This window comes from Cytobacillus firmus (assembly GCF_023715565.1).
GTDB lineage: Bacteria > Bacillota > Bacilli > Bacillales > Cytobacillaceae > Cytobacillus > Cytobacillus firmus_C.
In genome coordinates this window covers 39,201-59,136 of sequence record NZ_JAMBOJ010000030.1, presented here as the reverse complement: position 1 = coordinate 59,136, position 19,936 = coordinate 39,201, and the positions used below count along the sequence as shown (strand labels likewise).

Here is a 19,936-nt window from a genome sequence, read left to right as displayed (position 1 = left end):
TGTGGTAACTTAATTGTATCAGAAGTGGTCCTTATTTTTTTCAAAAACAATCAAAGCCGGTGACATTTTACTCGTCGTAAAATGTCACCGGCTTTTTCATTTCAGAGGTGGGATTTGTCCCAGCCTCATTTTTTTTGATATAAGGCGAGAATTGTCGAATGTTATCTGAAAATTACTTTAATTCAGAGTTGATTTTATATTTTTGTTAATGTTAAAGTAATAATGTAAGCGTTAACAATGGTATTCTTCTAATGTTTTGCACCATGAAATACATAGACTACTATTTTGAGGAGGAATTATATGAGTCAATTAACGGCAGGTTTAAAAGAAAAGGTAGAAAAGTTCTTAAGCGGTAAGAAGAAATTATATATCAATGGTGAATTTGTAGAAAGTAAATCACAGAAAACGTTTGATACGTATAACCCGGCGACAGGAGAAGTTCTGGCTTCTGTTTTTGAAGCAGGTGCAGAGGATATTGATTTGGCAGTAAAAGCAGCCCGAAAGGCGTTTGATGAAGGAAAATGGTCTAAAATGAGCGCTTCCAAGCGCAGCCGCCTGATGTACAAGCTTGCTGATCTTATGGAAGAAAACAGTGAAGAATTAGCGCAGCTTGAGACATTGGATAATGGTAAGCCAATCCGTGAAACAACAAATGCCGATATCCCATTGGCAATTGAACATATGCGCTACTATGCGGGCTGGTCTACGAAGATTGTCGGACAGACTATTCCTGTCAGCGGGCCATTCTTCAACTATACCCGCCATGAAGCTGTTGGTGTAGTGGGGCAAATCATTCCTTGGAACTTCCCTCTCCTAATGGCAATGTGGAAGCTTGGTGCTGCCCTTGCAACAGGCTGTACAGTAGTTCTTAAACCAGCGGAGCAGACACCTCTTTCCGCTTTATATCTTGCTGAGTTAATGGATCAGGCAGGCTTCCCTCCAGGGGTTATAAATATTGTTCCTGGTTTTGGGGAAACAGCTGGACAGCCGCTTGTTGACCATCCGCTGGTAGATAAAATTGCGTTTACTGGTTCTACTGAAGTAGGTAAACGGATTATGTCCAATGCTTCAAAAACTCTGAAGAGGGTTACACTAGAGCTTGGCGGCAAATCTCCGAACATTATCTTGCCGGATGCTGATTTATCTAAGGCAATTCCTGGAGCTCTTAACGGTGTTATGTTCAACCAGGGACAGGTGTGCTGTGCCGGCTCCCGTGTTTTCATTCAAAAGAAGCAGTTTGATAATGTTGTAGCTGACATGGCTTCACATGCTAAAAAAATCAAGCAGGGTGCCGGAATTCATGCTGACACAGAAATTGGCCCGCTTGTATCTGCTGAGCAGCAAAACCGAGTTCTTGGATACATTGAAAAAGGCTTAAGCGAAGGTGCTCAGCTTGTAGCAGGAGGAGATAAGCCTCAGGAGCAAGGTTACTTCGTCTCCCCTACTATCTTTGCAGATGTTAATGACGAAATGACAATTGCGAAGGAAGAAATCTTCGGACCGGTTATTTCGGCAATGCCTTATGATGACATTGACGAATTAATTAACCGTGCCAATAACAGCGAATATGGATTAGCTGCAGGAGTTTGGACTCGTGATGTGGCAAATGCACACTATGTGGCCAATAAACTTCGTGCTGGTACAGTTTGGGTGAACTGCTACAACACTTTCGATGCTGCCTCTCCATTTGGTGGTTATAAGCAATCCGGTATCGGCCGTGAAATGGGCTCATATGCTCTTGATAACTATACAGAAGTTAAGAGTGTATGGATCTCAATGAAATAATAGCCGAATCATCAAAAGGAACCTTTCGGGGTTCCTTTTTTTATTTGAAATTCCCCCTATTATGAATAAGTTCACAGATTATCCATAGGATTTTAGATGGATATTATTTATCCTTATATTGGGAGGGGAAATAATGAAAAAAATATATTTGATTTCCGCTATTATTGTATTATTTGGCATTGCTGCCGGCATTTCATTTTTTATCATCCGTGATTTGACATCAAAGATCCCTGATCATATTACACTTTTAACAGATGATGAGAAGGTATACGACTTTTCCAAATCTGATAAAAAACTGAAGCTTGTTGAATTTATTTATACGCACTGTCCGGATATATGTCCGACAACTACCCAAAGGATGAATCTCCTGAAAAGTGATCTTACTAATGAAGGCGTATTTGGGGACAAAGTACAATTCATTACAGTAACGATCGATCCTTATCGGGACACCGCAGATGTTCTTAAAAAATACAGAAGTACGTTTGACATCGAAAACGATGAGAATTGGCTTTTTCTAACTGCAGATCCTGATACACTGAAAACGGATCAGGCAGAGATTCAGGAGCTCGCAAACACTTTCCAATTTCAGTATCGTGATCCCGGCGATGGCTTCTATGTTCATAGCACTTTTGTATATTTGCTTGACGAAAATAATACATTTATTAAGAAGTTTCCTATGGGAGAAGATTTTGACAGGAATGAAGTTTTCAAAAAAATAATGAAGCAAATATAACAAAAAAAAATGACGGATTTTAGGGTCCGCCATTTTTTTTAACCTAGTTCGTAGAAGAAGATAAATTTTTGTTTTGGTCAATGAGTATTAAAGTTTTTGATCTTGGTTTAGAGAAGCTTACTTTAATACCGGATTTCTTTAATCGGTTTACTAAATCAACCAGCTGTTTTTTAGCCATCTAAAAAACTCCTTTTTCCCTGCCTGTATGATTAATATTTTACATGAAATTTATGAAAAAACTATGAACAAAAAGAAACATTTTATACTTTTTCAAGGTTTTAATAAAAGTGTATAACTGTTTTTTTCTTCAGTGAGGGATGTTTTATGATAGTTACCTTCTGCCCAGTCATTCATCTGATCGTGGTACCACTGGCTTAAGGGATGTCCGGACTGCCCCGGTCCTACCAGATGGTAGGCGGTGTTCATGTTTTGTGTATCAACCACAAATCTCCAGGATCCTCCATGATTCACAGTGCCATCGTCTTTGTTTGCTGCCGCCTGCACAGTGACTGAGCTGCCGCCAACAGGAATTCGTCCTTCTCTATTAAACAAATAGTTTAAAGGTTTTACATTCGAAAGCGGGTGGGAAAAAGCTAATTGATGATAGTTACCCCATTTCCACTTAGTCGGACTGCTTCCTTGAAGATTTTCGGCTTCTATTACCGCTATACTCAATGATTGGGAAAGGACTTCCTGCAATCCTCCCTTTTCTTCAATCCAAATGCTTTCCCGTCCATTTGCTGCATTTCTCAATAATTCATCCACTGTTTGCTTTTGGCCTTTGAAGAGCTTCCTCATTTGGGGTGATATCTGATCTTCAAAAAGTACATCGGCTATGCTTTTCATCCAAAGATTGAAAATGAGAGGGGCTGCCTCATCCTTGCTGTCAATATAATCCCATTTACTCAGGATCGTTAAAGCATCCTTTTCAAGAGCGGTTGATGGTTCTTTTATTCCGGACAGGAAAATCGGTAGGAATTCCTTTGCCTGCAGGTTTATTTGATCCATTTGCAGTGACATCATATCTTCAGCTGTAAGATTATCCTTGCTTTTCAGAAATTCCTGAATGCGCATTTGCCGATATGGCTGGGCCCAATCATGACTGATGTGGTAAGGGTAGCTGTCATCCATCACCTTATTGTTTGCTGTTGAGATATAGCCTTCTTCGGGATTGACAGTTTTAGGAAGCTGTTCATAAGGGATGTAGCCTTTCCACTCATATTCATCAGACCAGCCGGGCACCGGCAGCAATCCGTCTCCCTTCTTTCTGATTGGGATTTTACCATTAGCCTTATAAGCTATTGTTCCATCAGGAGAAGCAAATACAAAGTTTTGGACAGGTGTGTGGAATAACTCCAATGCTCGTTCAAACTGATTCCAGTTTGAAGCTTTATTCATTTTTAGAATGGCCTCCAGCTCTTTTGATGGCTGAAGTGCTGTCCATTGCAAGGAAAGAACGGTATCCTTTCCGCTGTCTCCTGCAAATTCCGAAATCACAGGTCCGTGGCGTGTAATCGTTACTTTATAGCTAATTGGCTCTTTGCCTTTTACCTTAATTGGTTCATCTATTACTTCAGCCTTTTCCCACTTTTCATTGAATAGAAACTCATTTATGTTGGCAGGATTCCTTTTTTCAATATACAAATCCTGAACATCTGGTCCTGTATTGGTTACTCCCCATGCAATATCTTCATTGTGACCGAGTATGATGCCTGGGATTCCTGCAAAAATGACACCGCTGACATTCATTTCAGGGGACTCCAGGTGCATCTGATACCAGATCGAAGGTGTGCTCAGTGATAAATGAGGGTCATCAGCCAAAATAGGCTTTCCGGATGCTGTTTTACTGCCGGCTGCCACCCAGTTATTGCTTCCGTTATATTCAGGAGGCGTAATGACAGATGCAAAGCTTTTTTCTATATTTAAGTCGTGCTTTCCTATTATGTATGGGGCTTCTTCCGGATAGGAGGGGAATAAATCATATGCTTTATCTTCCGGAAAATGCTGAAGGAGATAATAGCGGAATGCCTGGCTTTCCCAGTGTCCGCCAAGATCATATGCCATGTATTTGCCAATAGTAAGCGAATCCACAGGAGACCATTCTTCCGGTTCATAGCCGAGTATGGAAAATTCAACAGGGATTTTTCCATTTTCTATAACTTCTTTTATATAAAGATTAACTCCTTCCGCATACCAGCTTAAAATCTGTTTTGCATCTGAGGAATATGCTTCATAGGATGCTTCTGCAGCTCTTCTCAAACCAAGGGTTCTAAAATATTTATCATTTTCAACAGTAGCCTCTCCTATTACTTCACTCAATCTTCCCGATGCCTGACGCCTGCTTAAATCCATCTGAAAAAGGCGGTCCTGTGCCTGGACAAAGCCTTGGGCAATAAAAAGGTCCCTTTCATTGGCAGCAATCAGGTGCGGGACTCCGCTGTTATCGCGATTGACCTTTACTTCCTCAGATAGGGAACTTATTTTGATTACTCCCTCTGTTTTAGGCAGAGAGCGTGACAATAAACCATACATAATGAAAAAGGCAGCAGCCAGCAGCACTAATATGATAGCAATGCTCCAAAGCGAGTACTTCTTCCACTTTGCTTTTGGCCGATGCTTGATCCCGATATTGCCTTCCATAGACATTCCTTCCTTTATTATTCAATTTTGAATTCGAACCTGCCGGAAAGCTTTTGCTCACCAGCTTCATTTTTAACTGATACTTCTCCGGTCAGCCTTTTTTCGTCCTCTTCCCATTTCTCTCCTGTCACCCTCCCTTCTATTGTCAGTTTCTCGCCGGGCCGTGTCATTTTGCTGAAGCGCACTTTGAACCTTCTCAGGTCCTTTCTTGGAAACCACTCAGCCAGTGCTTCGCCTGCCATTCCCATGATAAGCATCCCGTGGGCGATCACTCCATCCAATCCGGCCTTTTCTCCTATAGGGACTACTGTATGAATCGGATTGAAATCTCCGGATGCTCCTGCATACTTGACCAGCTGTGTATGTGTGATTTCTGGTTTATGAATCATTTTCAGCTCACTCATTTTTGCTTCCCCCTCTTTCAATAATGGTGGATTCTGCATAGAGAACATCTTCTCCATCATGGTTTTTGTACTGAATACCAATTGTAATAAATCGCAGGTTCCTCTTTTCAAAAGAAGAAATTACTTTCGGGATCGCGGTTACTGTATCGCCAGCACAAATTTCTCCTATATAGCGATATTCCTGGCCCCCGTGAAGAACCTTGAGAGGGTCAAGTCCGAATAGCTCAATTAGGGTTTCGAAATCCATGCCTCCCCACATCTCAATGGCTGTAGGAAATGTTGGCGGGATGGGAATGTCACGATACCCCTCTTTTCTAGCAGTGTCAGCATCATAATAAATAGGGTTTTTGTCGCCAATTGCCATCGCAAATTCTTTGATTTTTCCCCTTTCAATGGTGAACTTGAAAGGTTTTAACTTCACCTCTGTATTTAAAAGAGATTCCATAATTACTGCACTTCCTCTCATCCTTTTATAATCTTTATGTATTCGACTTTTTCCTTCTGCTTCCTGTTAATTCTCTAAACTTTTACCTTAGAAGTTACGTGATAAGAACAAGAATTCGCGATTATGCGCTGAAAGTGTTATAATTTTATGGATTATGTATTTGGAGGAATAAAAACAATATGATAACTGTCAGTAATGTAGGTCTTCGTTACGGTGACCGCAAACTATTCGAAGACGTTAATATTAAATTCACACCTGGCAATTGCTATGGATTGATTGGAGCAAATGGTGCAGGTAAATCAACTTTTCTTAAAATTTTATCAGGTGAAATTGAGGCGCAATCCGGAAGTGTTCATTTAGGTCCCGGCGAACGCCTTGCTGTTCTGAAGCAGAACCATTTTGAGTTCGAAGAGCATGAAGCATTAAAAGTAGTCATCATGGGACATGCACGTCTTTATGAAGTAATGCAGGAAAAAGATGCTATATATATGAAGGCTGATTTCACAGATGAAGACGGCATGAAGGCTGCTGAACTTGAAGGTGAATTTGCAGAATTAAATGGCTGGGAAGCTGAATCTGAAGCAGCTATTTTGCTGAAGGGACTTGGAATCGGAGAAGAGCTTCACGACAAAAAAATGGCTGATCTTTCCGGTTCTGAAAAAGTGAAAGTTTTGCTTGCTCAGGCCCTTTTTGGCAAACCGGATGTTCTTTTGCTGGATGAGCCGACAAACCATTTGGATATCAAGGCAATTCAATGGCTTGAGGAATTCCTGATCAACTTTGAGAATACTGTTATTGTCGTATCCCATGACCGTCACTTCTTGAACAAAGTTTGTACGCATATTGCCGATCTTGACTTTGGCAAGATTCAAATTTACGTAGGGAACTATGACTTCTGGTATGAGTCAAGCCAGCTTGCCCAAAGGATGGCTCAGGATGCCAATAAGAAAAAAGAAGAAAAAATCAAGGAACTGCAAAGCTTTATTGCCCGCTTTAGTGCAAACGCATCTAAATCCAAGCAGGCAACTTCACGTAAAAAGCTACTTGATAAGATTTCATTGGATGATATTAGACCATCCTCAAGAAAATATCCGTATGTCGGATTTTCACCTGACCGTGAAATCGGAAATGATTTGCTGCGGGTAGACGGCATCACTAAAACAATTGATGGTGTTAAAGTTCTGAACAATGTCAGCTTTATCATGAACAAAGATGATAAAATAGCGTTAGTTGGAGCGAACGAATTGGCGAAAACCACCCTGTTTAAAATACTGACTGGTGAAATGGAGCCGGATGAAGGAACATATAAGTGGGGTGTAACAACCTCTCAGTCCTATTTCCCTAGTGATAACTCTGAGTTCTTCGAGAACTCTGATTTGACCCTTGTAGACTGGCTGCGCCAATTCTCACCTCAAGATGACAGTGAGAGCTTCCTGAGAGGTTTTCTTGGAAGAATGCTGTTTTCCGGTGAGGAAGTTTTAAAGAAAGCAAGCGTTCTTTCGGGTGGGGAAAAAGTCCGGTGCATGCTATCTAAAATGATGCTGAGCGGCGCTAACGTGCTTCTATTAGATGAGCCGACTAACCATCTTGATTTGGAATCCATTACGGCATTAAATAATGGGCTGATTAATTTCAAAGGCTCTATGATTTTTGCATCACATGACCATCAGTTCATTCAAACCATTGCCAACCGCATTATCGAAATTACACCGGCTGGCATTGTCGATAAGCAAATGATGTACGATGAGTATTTAGAAGATCCAGCCATTCAAAAGCAAGTTGCTGAAATGTATCAGTAAAGAGTAATAGCAGGAGGTTCAGCCTCCTGCTTTTAGTTTGTTATAAATCTTGTTTTTTCTTTTTATGGCGTGCAGAGGAAGCTGTTCTGCTCCCTGTTTCCATGTTGGTTGTCCCTTGCCCTTCGACGTTTGGAGAACTTAATCCGGCCTTTGAAGGGTCTTTTTTGCGTTTGGTCATAGTTAAACACCTCCTTTCTTACTTTTTCGTGTTAAGGCTATTTTTATCCGTGGAATAAAAATGGATTACAAAAGCCAATCTAACAAACGGAGGAGGTGTTAACATTGACGAAAAGAGTAGCTGTTGAACAATCCTTAACAAATGTTTCTGAAGCGCTTCGCCAAAAAGGATATGATGTGGTTGACTTGAAGTCGGCGCATGATGCTGAGAACTGTTCATGCTGTGTTGTAAGCGGTGTTGATTCAAATGTGATGGGTATGCAGGATGTATCTACAAAAGGTTCTGTCATTGAAGCAAGCGGCCTTTCAGCTGATGAGGTATGCCGGCAGGTGGAGCAAAGAATGCAGTAATCGAATAGTGAGCCTAAGACTAAAGATAACTTCTTTAGTCTTTTTCAATGTAAAAAAAAGACGGGCTTTAAACCCGTCTTTTCCTTCTTCGTGCTTTTGCTTTAAGATTTTTTCTTAAAACAATTATAAAGATTCCAAAGAACAAAAGGGTCAGTCCAGCTTTCCCATAGTACCCCGTTGTTTCTTTTTCAGGCTCCTCAGCTGTTTTCAGCTGGTTTGAAACCGCTTCATCCTGTTTATCCTCAATAAGTTTTACAGATTGAATGGTCCTTCCATTATCATTCTTTATCTGCAGCTTCCCTTTTGCAGTAATAATTTCTTCGTAGTTCCCTTTAGGTAAAGTAATGGGTATATTTACTCCGCCAGTTGTATAGGTTTTTCCATCAGAAGGAAAAACCTCAGTGCTGCTGAGTTCCGCAGTTACAAAGTTGCTGTGTCCATAATTTAAAAGGTTTTTTGTATCATTATAAATATCCCGCTTATATTCTGCTTTTAACACAATAGCGGTTAACTTGATTGAATCATATTCGGCAGAAGTAGCTAAAGTCTGCTTGGCTTCATCAACGAACCCGGTCTTTCCCCCAGTCACTCCCTCGAATGGAACCTCCCCTTTGAGCATCCTGTGATGAGTAAAGATGGTAGTGTCCCATGACTTTCCTGTCCATTTTAATTCCTTTGTGCCGAAAATTTCTCTAAAGGTCTCATTTTTCAAGGCATAATTGGTTAATTTCGCAAGATCAGCTGCGGTTGTAAAGTGGTTTTCATTGTACAGACCGTGAGGATTAACAAAGTGGGTATTTTTTAACCCTGCCTTCTCTTTCAGATAGCGATTAAGATTCTCTGAGAACGCTTCCATATTGCCGTCCAAATGCTCAGCAATGCTCCAGGCAGCATCATTTCCTGAGTTAATCAGCATTCCCTGAACGAGTTTTTTTAAGGGCACCTGTTCCCCTTCCTCCAAATACACTCGTGTCCCTTCAGTCTCCACTGCTTTTTTGCTGACTGTGGCCAGGTCACTCAAGTCGCCATTATCAATGGCATAAATGGCTGTTGCTATTTTTGTCAGACTGGCCGGGTACATCTTTTTATCCGCATTTTTTGCATAAAGAACTGCCCCTGATTCTGAATCTGTTACAATTGCGGCTTCACTAATCATTTCAGGCTCTTTTGTATCCTCAGCCGCTGCGTTTCCAGCAGGAAAACTGAATAAAAGCAGGATCATAGCAACCAATTTCTTCATAAATACACATCCAATTCAAACCGATAATCATCCCATCCTGATTGTATCAAACAAACCATGCATATCCCTATCATAATTATAAATTGTTACACAATTGAAAATTTCATGCCGTAATTTGAGAAGTTTGATAATCAAAGGAAATAAGAGATTTAATTTTTTGGTAAAGCTGGTGTTTAATTGGGAGGTATAACGCCATTAGAACCGGGCCTCAGAAAAAAGGGAGTTATCTGGAGGAATAACGCCCAAACTGGCTGGCCCTTCAGAAAAATGGTAGTTAATCCGCTGGAATAATGTCCAAACTAAGAGGTCCTACAAGAAAAACGGTAGTTAATCGGAAGGAATAACGCTCAAAAAGGCATGGCTCCATGAAAAAAGAGCAGTTAATCGAATGTAATGACCGGGTCCTCAAGATAAATGCCTGAAACTAAAAACAAAAAAGCAATCCAAAGGGACTGCTCTTTATGCTACTTTTTTGCCTTCATATAAAAACGCTTTAAGAATTCAACATAAATATCATCATGAACCAGCCAGGCCTGGTATTTTCTTTTAATGAAATTTTCAGCTTTCTGGAAATCCGGGAAGGGTTCCTGCATTGGCTTACCATTCATTTCAAGGATCCATTTGTTGTCCTCCTCAGCAAAAATAAAAAATTTGTCTCCTTTTTTACTTTCGTAAAGTGATCCCTGCTTGGCGTTTTTATTATTGTATTTGTTTTTGAAGGCATCTTGTCTCAAAGGGTCCAGGGGAAATATGTCTTGAACAAATAATTTAAAAGCGTCCTTTCCCATTGAACAGCCCGATGCTTTGGCATGTCCTCCCCCTCCATATTTTCCTGCCACGGCAGATACATCAACATGGTCATGGATTGTCCTGAAACTGATTTTTTTGCCCCCGAGGTTTAAGATTGCGATGTAGTCCAGATGCGGATACTCTTTACCAAGTTCATTGCCCAGCTCGGAATGATAATTCTCTGCATGGACTATTCCTGCGCAATGTTCCCCAATGAACGTTTGGATAAGTTCCCGCTTCTTCCGTCTTACGTAACGCTCAATCTTTTCCTCTTCCATTTCAAGCAGTTTTTGTTCAAAATCATCAAATTCGAAAGTATCAGAGTTCATGATTCTTTCAGTCATTTTTTCCTCAAATTCATCAATGGAAACCATGAAAAACAAATCATTCAGACTTTTTGCCTTCCAATTTTCATTTTTGTCCCATTCCCAAGTATCGTACTGCCGCACTAGCTCGACAAACTCATCGAGGGACTGAGATGGCTCAATCAGTTCATGCTCCTGAAGATACTCATACAGCAAAGAAGTTGCAGCCGTGAGCCTGCCATCTTCATATTGCACCTTCACTCTTCCCCAGCTGTAATCATTAAAGTGAAGAGCTGTTTTGTGATGGTCAATCAATCTGACTTTACCGCCGCTTTTTGCCAGATCATCAAGCCGGATCAAATTTTCGTCATTAACAGATAAATCTGTGATAATTAAGAAATCATCTTTTATATTTTTTTCGTTTTCCAGTAATTTTTCAATCTGATAATCAAGTCCCATTACAGAGTTATAGCGTACCTCAACATCTTTACCAAACGCGATTTTGGCCACAATGCCGCAGCCGACGCCATCAAGGTCATTATGTGTATACAGCCTGTACAAATTCCATCACCTGCTATTCTTAGACTCATTCCTCTGTTAGTTTGGTTGCGGAGGAAAATTCTATGCGAAAAATCCCCGCTGAAGTGAGCGGGGATTGCCAGTTAAAGCAGCAAATAGGCTAATGGCGCGGCAATCAGTATGGTCAGGATGGTTCTCTCTGCCCAGATGACAAGGAGCTGCGGAATGGTTATAGGAATTTCTGTTGATAAAATACATGGAACAAGTGCTGAAAAGAATATTATGGCTGATACCGAAACAACTCCGATTACAAATTTTGTGACCATTGCAGCCTCCGCTGCCAGCAAGGCTGGAAGAAACATCTCAGCAATTCCCACTGCACTTGCCTTGGCTGCCAATAATGGTTCAGGAAGCTGTACCAGAGCCGTAAAAGGATAAAAAATATATCCCAGCCAATCAAACACAGGGGTAAATTCAGCAAGAACCAGGCCGAATAAACCAACAGACATAATGGAAGGCAAAATGGACATAGTCATAACAAAGCCGTCTTTTAGATTATCCATGATGTTTTTCCATAGTGAAGGTGACTGGGCAGCTGTATCCATCGCTTCTTTCCAGGCTGCCTGCAGACGGCTCCCAGTGAAGGATTCAGCTGGAGGCTCCTGGCCATTGTAATAGTCTTCGCTCATTGATTTAAGCGGCCAAATCCTGACGGTAATCGCTGTCACGATGAACGTGACAGCAAACGTTGTCCAAAAATAGGTGTTCCAGATTTCCATCAATCCCAGTGTTTTGGCCACAACAATCATAAAAGTTGCGGAAACTGTTGAGAAGCCTGTAGCAATAATGGCTGCTTCTTTGATATTATACTTTCCTTCTTTAAATACCCTGTTGGTTATGAGCAGCCCGATTGAATAGCTTCCTACAAAAGAAGCAACTGCATCAATCGCTGATTTTCCCGGTGTTTTCCAGATCGGCTTCATGATCGGCTGCATAATTACACCAAAAAACTCCAGCAAACCATACCCGACGAGCAGTGCAAGAAATACTGATCCGATTGGGACAAGCAATCCGACAGAGACAACGAGTTTATCAAACAAAAATGGTCCCATGCTCGGGTCAAATAGCCAGGCAGGGCCAAAACCGAAAACAATCATGAAGGCGGTAATGAATCCAATCACTTTAAAAATGGAGAATCCGATATTGACTTTGTTTTTGTTCCAGGTTTTTGTCCAGAAAGGATAAATGGCGCCAAGCAGTATAACAAGCAAAGCATAGTAAGGAACTGCAGAAGGTATGAAACCCTGAATGGCAGTGACGAAATGGTCCAGCATGATGGAGGATTTATCATCTATAGTGACGGGAACAAAAAACATAAATAAGCCAATGGAGCTGAAAAGAAAAAACTTAACTTTGTTTTTAAAAGTGGAATTGGGATTTAATGCAGGCTGTTGAGATTGACTTAACATTGTTTCTTTTTCCATTCTCATTCCCCCTCGTCAGTTTAGAGGCAAGGAGCAGTGTGGCGCCCCTTACCTTCTGTTCATTAAAGCTGTTAAAAAGGTCAGAAAGGTGTATGTACCTGCTTTCACAGTTGGCTGTGCCTGGTGATCTCTTGTTGGATCAAGGCAGACAATATCCATGGCTTCCGTTTTAGAGGAAAGTCCCGCAGTGTAAACGGCTGTAAAAAGTTCTTCAGTAGTCATACCGCCTGGTGTAGATGCGGGTACCCCTGGCGCAAAACCAATATCCAGCACATCCATGTCAATGGTGACATAAATTTTGTCCACTTTTGCCTCAAGCTGCCGAAGTGATTCTGTAACCGTTTTTTCGATTCCCCTTCTTCTGGCTTCCTTAAGGGTAATATAATTGAGCTTATGCTCTTTAGCATGCTGGACTAGCGACTGGCTGTTGAAAAAGCCGTGAAGACCAATATTGTACACATTTTCCCCTTTTATTTTGCTGTTCTGAATGAGGTTTCGGATAGGAGTCCCATTTGTCGGTCCATGGTCTTCAAGATTTCTGAGGTCAAGGTGAGTGTCCAGCTGGAGTATGCCGATTTCTTTATCAGGCTCCAGTTCCTTCAGGCCGCTGACCAGCATGGCTGTAATTGAATGGTCTCCTCCGATCGCTATTGGGAATGAATCAGGAAATTGCGTCCGTACGTCTTTCATCGTTTGCTTGATATTGGAATGGCATTGTGGAATATCCGTGAAATGCATCTTCACGTCACCAAGATCCGCAACCTTCAGTTCTTGGAGATCCTTCTCAAAATCCAGGTTGTACGTGGAAAAGCCTTTCCAGGACCTCCTGAAGGATTCAGGGAATTCAGAAGCTCCTGATGTACTGATCGATGAGCGGGAAAGAGGGACACCGAAAAGCACGACATCCCAATTTTCTTTCTTTAATTCCCCTTCCTTCTGAATTTGGCGAATCCATTCACTCACCTTTACGTCAGTTCCCAATTCGGTTTGCGGCCAAAAAAACCCGGGAGGATTTATTGTTGGTAGCATAAGCTTCCTCCTTTAACGACGACTTCCCCATTTTTAATCACTGTGTCTGTATGATTCATGCCGTAGTGATACTGCATTTGCATATAGTTCGGCACATTGAGCAGAAGAAGATCAGCCTTCTTGCCGGTTTCTATACTTCCCACTTCATCGGCTCGATTAATCGCATGTGCTGCATTAATGGTAGCAGCGGCAATCGCTTCTGCAGGAGTAAGTCCCATGTGCATGCATGCAAGATTCATCATAAATGGCATGGAGCAGGTTGGCGAAGAGCCGGGGTTGCAATCGGTGGATAAAGCAACTGGGACCCCCTTATCAATCATGCGGCGGCCTCTGGCTGCTTCAGCCATCAGGAAGAATGCTGTGCCTGGAAGAAGAACGCCGATTACTCCCTTTTCAGCCATCATTTCCATGCCTTTATCAGAAGCTTTTAGCAAGTGATCCGCAGAGATGGCACCGACTTCTGCAGCAAGCTCGGCCCCCTCATAGGGTTCAATTTCGTCAGCATGAATCTTTGGAATAAGTCCATGCTTCTTCCCTGCTTCAAGAAGTTTTCTGGACTGCTCCGGTGTGAAAACGCCTCTTTCGCAGAAAATATCATTGAATTCAGCAAGCTTTTCTTCCGCGACTTTTGGCAGCATTTCTTCAATAACTAAATCTATAAAAGCATCTGGATTCTCTTTGTATTCAGCAGGAACTGCATGTGCTCCCATAAAGGTGCGGACAACCTCCACCGGATGCAGTTCATTCGCTTTACGGGCTGCTGTCAGCTGCTTTAGCTCTGTTTCCCAATCCAGTCCATATCCGCTTTTTGCCTCTATCGTGGTAACTCCGTGTTTAAGAAAGCGATCAAGACGGACAAGACTCGCATCTACCAGTTCCTCTTCAGTTGCTTTTCTCGTCATAGAAGTGGTTGCGTGAATGCCCCCGCCATTGTTCATAATTTCCATATAAGTTGCCCCGTTCAAGCGCATATTGAATTCCTCTTCCCTGCTGCCTGCATATACGAGGTGTGTATGCGGATCAACCAGTCCTGGAAGGAGTATCTTTCCTGTGGCATCAATGATTTCAGCTTCCTGAAGCCGGCTCTGATATTCAGCTTGGAGTTCCGCTGTTGTCCCTGCTGCTTTAATTATGTCCTCTTCAATCCATACGGCTCCGTCTTCAATAATGTGAAGCTCGCTCATTTTTTCTTTTGTGAGTGGCTGTTTGGAGCCGCCCTTTAAGGTGATCATCTGATTTGCATGTTTGATAAAAATAGGTTTTGAGTGCATTTTGTGCTCCTCCTTAAAAAATGGAAGTTCCAATCCGCAGAATTCACGGATTGGAGGGCTTCCTCATTGAAAATATTAATGGTTATTTGCAAGTTTAAGAATTTTATTTGCAAAATTGACTGGTCTATTTGCAGATTATCATGGTGTATTTGCAGATTATCATGGTGTATTTGCAAATTATTCGCTTCTATTTGCAAAGTTCATAAATGGAAATCTTTATTTCATCATTGGGATGTTGACGCCTTTTTCTTTGGCTGTTTTGATAGCAAGGTCATAGCCTGCATCTACATGGCGTACGATTCCCATTCCAGGATCAGATGTGAGAACACGTTCAAGACGCTGTTCTGCATCCTTTGTGCCATCCGCAACGATGACCATTCCTGCATGAAGAGAGTAGCCCATTCCTACTCCGCCTCCATGGTGGACGGAAACCCAGCTTGCTCCACCGACAGCATTGATCAATGCATTCAAGATTGGCCAGTCTGCCACTGCATCACTGCCGTCCTTCATGGCTTCTGTCTCGCGGTTTGGAGAGGCTACTGAACCCGAATCCAGATGATCACGCCCGATAACAATCGGTGCTTTTAATTCCCCGCTGGCAACCATATCATTGATAATTTTCCCAAATCTTGCGCGCTCCCCATAACCAAGCCAGCAAATTCTTGAAGGCAGTCCCTGGAATTGAATTTTCTCCCGAGCCATCTTGATCCATTTGCAAAGGTGTTCATTATCCGCAAACTCACGAAGGATCACTTCATCTGTTTTATAGATATCTTCCGGATCTCCTGATAATGCTACCCAGCGGAAAGGCCCTTTTCCTTCACAGAATAACGGACGGATGTAGGCAGGCACGAATCCAGGGAAATCAAATGCTTTCTCGACACCCTCATCTTTTGCAACCTGGCGGATATTATTTCCGTAATCAAATGTGACTGCACCCTTCTTTTGCATGTCAAGCATTGACTGCACATGGACAGCCATGCTCGCTTTTGATTTCTGAACATATTCGGCAGCATCCTCCTTCCGCAGAACAGCTGCCTCCTCTAAAGAATAACCAATTGGAACATAGCCATTTAAAGGATCATGTGCGGAAGTCTGGTCAGTCAGGACATCAGGGATGAAATTCATTTCAAGCATTTTTGGCAAAATTTCAGCTGCATTGCCTAATAGACCGATAGAAAGCGGACGTCCTTCCTGTTTTGCCTCTTTTGCCAGTTTAATAGCTTCTTCAATGGAATAAACCTTTGTATCCAGATATTTCGTTTCTAGCCTGCGGTCAATGCGGTGTTCATCTACATCAATGGCAATGCAAACACCATCATTCATGGTTACTGCAAGCGGCTGCGCGCCGCCCATTCCGCCAAGGCCTGCTGTCAACGTAATCGTTTGTTTCAGTGAGCCGGAGAAATGCTGTCTGCCAAGCTCTGCAAAAGTTTCATATGTTCCCTGAACGATTCCCTGGCTTCCGATGTAAATCCAGCTTCCGGCTGTCATCTGCCCATACATCATAAGACCTTTTTTATCAAGCTCATGGAACGTATCCCAGTTTGCCCAGGCCGGCACCAAATTTGAATTGGCAATCAACACCTTTGGAGCATCTTTATGTGATTTAAATACCGCCACCGGCTTTCCGGATTGGACAAGAAGTGTTTCATCGTCTTCCAGCTCATGGAGTGTTTTCACAATCGCGTCATAGCAATCCCAATTCCGGGCTGCCTTTCCGATTCCGCCGTATACAACCAGATCTTCCGGAATCTCTGCAACCTCTTTGTCTAAATTATTCATAAGCATTCGAAGTGCCGCTTCCTGAATCCAGCCTTTTGCATGCAGCTCATTGCCTTGATAATTTTTAATTTCTCTTTTTGTTTCCGCTTTCATCGTTATCCCTCCAGTGTTATCTCATATTTAAATTTTATAATAATAACTATCTGAAAAGTATAATAATTAGGTTTGATATTTTATAAAAATGTAAGATTATTTATTTGGAATTCGCTTGTCTTTATATTAATATTGGTACTTTTATAAAAATAGACAAAAATATAACCCCCAATTAAATGGAGGTTTTGTTCAGGCTTTTTCTGAATTGATTAGGCGGCATACCTTTAATTTTACTGAACACTTTATTGAAATACTGCTGATTTCGAAAACCGCAGACAGATGAGATTTCTTTTATGCTCATTTCTGATTCCAGCAGCAGCTTGGCAGATTGCCTGATCCGGGTTTCATTAAGGAGTTCCCGAAATGATTTTCCGCATTTTTTTGCCAGCATGGAGCTGATATAGTTTGGGTTCCGATCTGCGTATTCAGCTGCCCTCTCAAGGGTGACCGAAGAATCCCAGTAATTTGTTTCTATAAAGAATTGGACTCTGTCTGAAAGATCCAGTTTCAGCTTCTTATCAGATCGAATGTTCTCAAAAACATAAGATATGAAGCTGATCATTTCATTAATAATGCGGTAAATCAAGGGCGAATACAGGATCGTCTGGAATAAACGAAGGTATTCCTTCTCCATTTCTCCTTCGGCCAGGCGGAATGTCTTCATATGCCTGCGAATCTGCGCAAGAATACTCGTCAGCCTGATTCTGATAAGCCCGGGTTCCGGAAATGGATCTTCCAATATAAGAAACTCTTTGGAAAACCATGATTTGATCCCTTCTAAATTAGCCTGATTTAGGAAATCAATCCAGCTGCTCTGTTCATCGGGAGTTAAGAACGGATCAATTGAAAGCCATTTAGGCAATGAGGCTTCCTCAATTACCTGATTAAATCCCCTGAAAAAGGTTAATTCCATCAATTTTCTGTTCGCATCATAATGGTTTTTAAGTGTGTTCGGATCATCCTGGCCAGTATGAATGCTGATGGCAATTGGTTCAGGCGAGGTTTCCTGCCAATTCCTCATGAATCTGACGCTCTCCTCTTTCCATGATATGCCCGATTTTTCAGCAACTATCAGTACCATGTCACTTAAAATAAAATGATTTACTTTTTTCTTGAACCCATAGCTTTGCAGAAACTCATATAACTTTGGAAGCTCAAGGATATTCTCAGTTTTTATGCCAAGGGAAAGAAAACGTTCTGCCGGTTCCGGTGCTTCTAAAAATATATTTTGATAATTAAATGCTTTATCAGTAACCATGCGGGTGCTTTTTACAGTAGCAGGAATTTTCAGCTTCTGGCGCCTATGAATGTTTCGTGCGGATTTCAATAAAGTATCAGCTGAAATGGGCTTTAATATTAAATCGGCTACACCCATGTCAATAGCTCTTTTTGCCTGTGAAAATGTCGCTTCCATTGTAAGTGCGATAAGTTCCGGTCCTATAATTTGAATAGTTTTTAAGAAAGAGCTATATCTCTCTTCCTTTATCAAATCCAGTTCAAAAATCAGCAGATCGGGCTGAAAAGTCTCGAGCTTTTTAATTAGCCCTGCTTCATCTTCGGCAGATTCCACTTCCCAAGCGTTCATTGAAGATTTCAACAGCCACTCTATACCCTTTGTATCATACTCATCCCGATTGGCCACAAGTACTTTGTACATGCTGCCACATCCTTTTTTAATCTATTATGAAATAATATTTCAGCAGCTGTAAAGAATAATTCGGAAAAATCCTGCAAATAGTAGACAAGTTATGATGCCCTTCCTGCATATCTATATATGGACAACTATTTTTGGAAGGAGCATGAGCATGCCTTTTCTTGTATTAAAGAAACGAAGCATCATTGCCTTTGTCATCATATTTTCAGTCATAGTTTCTGCATCCCTTTGGTTTTTTTCAAAGTCTGATAGTTTATCGGTATTCAACCAGAATGAAGGCGAAAAAGTCCGGGAAATCCATATGGTTACAGGAGAGTTTAAAGCAAAGCTGCCTGATGGCAAGGAAATTGAAGCGTATCGCTGGGACCCGGGAACCATTTTTCTTGAAAAAAATGAAAAGGTTAACCTGAAGATTTGGGGAGTCAATGGAATGGAGCATCCTTATATCATCGAAGGAACCGATATTAAGGGTGTTGTAAAGAAAGCTGAAGAAACAGTGGTCCCTCTTCAATTTAATAAACAAGGCGTATACCGCCTTGTTTGTCTTACTCATCCGGATAAGGATAATAGCGGACCGATGATTGCTTATATTGTAGTAGATTAATAGCATAGCAAAAGCACCGGTGAAATCCGGTGCTTTTCTTCTTATCTCCCAATAAACATTTGTGTCCAATAGTGTCCGTAAGTTCCGCCCTGGGCGTAGCCTACTCCGATTTCTGTGAAGTTAGCAGATAGGATATTCTTGCGGTGACCTTCACTGTTCATCCAGGCAGTTACTACTTCCTGAGGCGTTTTTTGCCCGGCAGCAATGTTCTCCCCTGCAGTTTTGTAGGTAATTCCAAAGCTCTTCATCATATCAAACGGGCTTCCGTATGTAGGGGAGTTATGATCGAAATACTTTTTATTGATCATATCCTGAGATTTGTACTTTGCTACTCTTGCAAGCTCCCAATTTGATTTCAGAGGCTGTAATCCGTACTTTGCTCTTTCCTGGTTAACAAGCTGAACTACCTGTTCTTCAACGCTTGTAGTGGCTTTTGAAAGAGAAGGGATATTTACCTTTTGCCCTGGATAAATGGAGTTCGGATTTGAGATCTGCCCATTGGCATTGATTATTTCAGTGACTCCAACCTGATACTTCATGGCGATCTTCCACATCGTATCCCCTGGCTGAACGGTATGTACTGTTGATGCTTTTGCATCGAAATTGAATCCAAAGACAAGTGCGACAGACAACATTAAAATGAATGAAAGTTTTGATAGTGTTTTCATATTTATATTTAATCAAATTCTTCTATTCTTATAAACAGGTAATTGTTGGAGCAGAATGTAAGAATTTCAAAGTGATTGCTATCTGTTTTTATTAAAGTGTTCCATCTGTATATAACAGCTCTATGATTCCGAGAAGTTTTGTAGTACACGTTTTCCTTGAA

At 41.5% G+C, this 19,936-nt stretch carries 18 protein-coding genes; 5 read left to right on the top strand and 13 right to left on the bottom strand.

The features are described 5' to 3' along the window. The first annotated feature begins 300 nt into the window (after positions 1 to 300). Positions 301 to 1,785 carry an aldehyde dehydrogenase family protein gene (locus tag M3205_RS13695; protein WP_251170413.1) on the top strand — a complete coding sequence of 495 codons (1,485 nt, stop codon included), beginning with the start codon at positions 301 to 303 and terminating at the stop codon, positions 1,783 to 1,785. Positions 1,786 to 1,918: 133 nt separating this feature from the next. After that, positions 1,919 to 2,518 carry an SCO family protein gene (locus tag M3205_RS13690; RefSeq protein WP_251170412.1) on the top strand — a complete coding sequence of 200 codons (600 nt, stop codon included), beginning with the start codon at positions 1,919 to 1,921 and terminating at the stop codon, positions 2,516 to 2,518. A 43-nt stretch (positions 2,519 to 2,561) separates the two neighbouring features. Here M3205_RS13690 and M3205_RS25635 read toward each other — a convergent pair whose 3' ends face one another. The 4 genes from M3205_RS25635 to M3205_RS13675 all read right to left on the bottom strand — a co-directional run bounded on the left by M3205_RS25635 (position 2,562) and on the right by M3205_RS13675 (position 6,007). Continuing rightward, positions 2,562 to 2,696 (bottom strand): hypothetical protein, encoded by a 135-nt coding sequence (locus M3205_RS25635; RefSeq protein WP_285886332.1) that lies wholly within the window; start codon positions 2,694 to 2,696, stop codon positions 2,562 to 2,564. A 92-nt stretch (positions 2,697 to 2,788) separates the two neighbouring features. Then, positions 2,789 to 5,158: a penicillin acylase family protein gene (locus tag M3205_RS13685; protein ID WP_251170411.1), complete on the bottom strand. Its 2,370-nt coding sequence runs from the start codon at positions 5,156 to 5,158 to the stop codon at positions 2,789 to 2,791. Positions 5,159 to 5,175: 17 nt separating this feature from the next. Continuing rightward, positions 5,176 to 5,562, bottom strand: a complete 387-nt coding sequence (locus M3205_RS13680; protein ID WP_251170410.1) for a MaoC/PaaZ C-terminal domain-containing protein — start codon at positions 5,560 to 5,562, stop codon at positions 5,176 to 5,178. Next, positions 5,555 to 6,007: an FAS1-like dehydratase domain-containing protein gene (locus tag M3205_RS13675; RefSeq protein ID WP_251170409.1), complete on the bottom strand. Its 453-nt coding sequence runs from the start codon at positions 6,005 to 6,007 to the stop codon at positions 5,555 to 5,557. The genes M3205_RS13680 and M3205_RS13675 overlap by 8 nt, the downstream gene beginning before the upstream one ends. Before the next feature lie 179 nt (positions 6,008 to 6,186). Between M3205_RS13675 and M3205_RS13670 the strand changes: the two genes are divergently transcribed. Beyond that, entirely contained in the window at positions 6,187 to 7,806 is a 1,620-nt protein-coding gene (locus M3205_RS13670; RefSeq protein ID WP_251170408.1) for an ABC-F family ATP-binding cassette domain-containing protein, read from the top strand. Positions 7,807 to 7,846: 40 nt separating this feature from the next. Here the strand turns inward: M3205_RS13670 and M3205_RS13665 are convergent, their stop codons facing one another. Continuing rightward, complete coding sequence (locus tag M3205_RS13665) at positions 7,847 to 7,984, bottom strand: YuzL family protein (protein WP_251170407.1); 138 nt, start codon at positions 7,982 to 7,984, stop codon at positions 7,847 to 7,849. 104 nt (positions 7,985 to 8,088) lie between these two features. Between M3205_RS13665 and M3205_RS13660 the strand changes: the two genes are divergently transcribed. Further along, positions 8,089 to 8,334: a YkuS family protein gene (locus M3205_RS13660; RefSeq protein WP_251170406.1), complete on the top strand. Its 246-nt coding sequence runs from the start codon at positions 8,089 to 8,091 to the stop codon at positions 8,332 to 8,334. A 67-nt stretch (positions 8,335 to 8,401) separates the two neighbouring features. On the opposite strand, the gene M3205_RS13655 is transcribed toward M3205_RS13660, so the two are convergent. The 7 genes from M3205_RS13655 to M3205_RS13625 form a co-directional block, all read right to left on the bottom strand. Then, positions 8,402 to 9,574, bottom strand: coding sequence for a D-alanyl-D-alanine carboxypeptidase family protein (locus tag M3205_RS13655; RefSeq protein WP_251170405.1), 1,173 nt, complete (start codon positions 9,572 to 9,574; stop codon positions 8,402 to 8,404). 464 nt (positions 9,575 to 10,038) lie between these two features. Next, positions 10,039 to 11,229 (bottom strand): DHH family phosphoesterase, encoded by a 1,191-nt coding sequence (locus tag M3205_RS13650; RefSeq protein WP_251170404.1) that lies wholly within the window; start codon positions 11,227 to 11,229, stop codon positions 10,039 to 10,041. 101 nt (positions 11,230 to 11,330) lie between these two features. Continuing rightward, positions 11,331 to 12,656: a YjiH family protein gene (locus M3205_RS13645; RefSeq protein WP_251170415.1), complete on the bottom strand. Its 1,326-nt coding sequence runs from the start codon at positions 12,654 to 12,656 to the stop codon at positions 11,331 to 11,333. A gap of 63 nt (positions 12,657 to 12,719) precedes the next feature. Next, a complete protein-coding gene (locus M3205_RS13640) occupies positions 12,720 to 13,700 on the bottom strand; it encodes an agmatinase family protein (protein WP_251170403.1) in 981 nt (326 codons plus the stop codon). Then, complete coding sequence (gene hutI, locus M3205_RS13635) at positions 13,685 to 14,971, bottom strand: imidazolonepropionase (protein ID WP_251170402.1); 1,287 nt, start codon at positions 14,969 to 14,971, stop codon at positions 13,685 to 13,687. The genes M3205_RS13640 and hutI overlap by 16 nt, the downstream gene beginning before the upstream one ends. 216 nt (positions 14,972 to 15,187) lie before the next feature. Continuing rightward, positions 15,188 to 16,849 carry a urocanate hydratase gene (hutU, locus tag M3205_RS13630; protein ID WP_251170401.1) on the bottom strand — a complete coding sequence of 554 codons (1,662 nt, stop codon included), beginning with the start codon at positions 16,847 to 16,849 and terminating at the stop codon, positions 15,188 to 15,190. A gap of 172 nt (positions 16,850 to 17,021) precedes the next feature. Then, complete coding sequence (locus M3205_RS13625) at positions 17,022 to 18,506, bottom strand: helix-turn-helix domain-containing protein (RefSeq protein ID WP_251170400.1); 1,485 nt, start codon at positions 18,504 to 18,506, stop codon at positions 17,022 to 17,024. Positions 18,507 to 18,654: 148 nt separating this feature from the next. Between M3205_RS13625 and M3205_RS13620 the strand changes: the two genes are divergently transcribed. Further along, positions 18,655 to 19,107 (top strand): hypothetical protein, encoded by a 453-nt coding sequence (locus M3205_RS13620; RefSeq protein WP_251170399.1) that lies wholly within the window; start codon positions 18,655 to 18,657, stop codon positions 19,105 to 19,107. Between the two features lie 41 nt (positions 19,108 to 19,148). Here the strand turns inward: M3205_RS13620 and safA are convergent, their stop codons facing one another. Continuing rightward, entirely contained in the window at positions 19,149 to 19,775 is a 627-nt protein-coding gene (gene safA / locus M3205_RS13615; protein WP_251170398.1) for a SafA/ExsA family spore coat assembly protein, read from the bottom strand. Positions 19,776 to 19,936: the final 161 nt, after the last annotated feature.

Bases quoted from the DNA above. Each gene is read 5' to 3' on its own strand.
- hutU (WP_251170401.1), bottom strand. From the start codon at position 16,849: ATGAAAGCGGAAACAAAAAGAGAAATTAAAAATTATCAAGGCAATGAG.
- M3205_RS13690 (WP_251170412.1), top strand. From the start codon at position 1,919: ATGAAAAAAATATATTTGATTTCCGCTATTATTGTATTATTTGGCATT.
- M3205_RS13685 (WP_251170411.1), bottom strand. From the start codon at position 5,158: ATGGAAGGCAATATCGGGATCAAGCATCGGCCAAAAGCAAAGTGGAAG.
- M3205_RS13640 (WP_251170403.1), bottom strand. From the start codon at position 13,700: ATGCTACCAACAATAAATCCTCCCGGGTTTTTTTGGCCGCAAACCGAA.
- M3205_RS13625 (WP_251170400.1), bottom strand. From the start codon at position 18,506: ATGTACAAAGTACTTGTGGCCAATCGGGATGAGTATGATACAAAGGGT.
- M3205_RS13655 (WP_251170405.1), bottom strand. From the start codon at position 9,574: ATGAAGAAATTGGTTGCTATGATCCTGCTTTTATTCAGTTTTCCTGCT.
- M3205_RS13645 (WP_251170415.1), bottom strand. From the start codon at position 12,656: ATGTTAAGTCAATCTCAACAGCCTGCATTAAATCCCAATTCCACTTTT.
- M3205_RS13695 (WP_251170413.1), top strand. From the start codon at position 301: ATGAGTCAATTAACGGCAGGTTTAAAAGAAAAGGTAGAAAAGTTCTTA.
- M3205_RS25635 (WP_285886332.1), bottom strand. From the start codon at position 2,696: ATGGCTAAAAAACAGCTGGTTGATTTAGTAAACCGATTAAAGAAATCC.
- M3205_RS13620 (WP_251170399.1), top strand. From the start codon at position 18,655: ATGCCTTTTCTTGTATTAAAGAAACGAAGCATCATTGCCTTTGTCATC.
- safA (WP_251170398.1), bottom strand. From the start codon at position 19,775: ATGAAAACACTATCAAAACTTTCATTCATTTTAATGTTGTCTGTCGCA.
- M3205_RS13675 (WP_251170409.1), bottom strand. From the start codon at position 6,007: ATGGAATCTCTTTTAAATACAGAGGTGAAGTTAAAACCTTTCAAGTTC.
- M3205_RS13665 (WP_251170407.1), bottom strand. From the start codon at position 7,984: ATGACCAAACGCAAAAAAGACCCTTCAAAGGCCGGATTAAGTTCTCCA.
- hutI (WP_251170402.1), bottom strand. From the start codon at position 14,971: ATGCACTCAAAACCTATTTTTATCAAACATGCAAATCAGATGATCACC.
- M3205_RS13680 (WP_251170410.1), bottom strand. From the start codon at position 5,562: ATGAGTGAGCTGAAAATGATTCATAAACCAGAAATCACACATACACAG.
- M3205_RS13670 (WP_251170408.1), top strand. From the start codon at position 6,187: ATGATAACTGTCAGTAATGTAGGTCTTCGTTACGGTGACCGCAAACTA.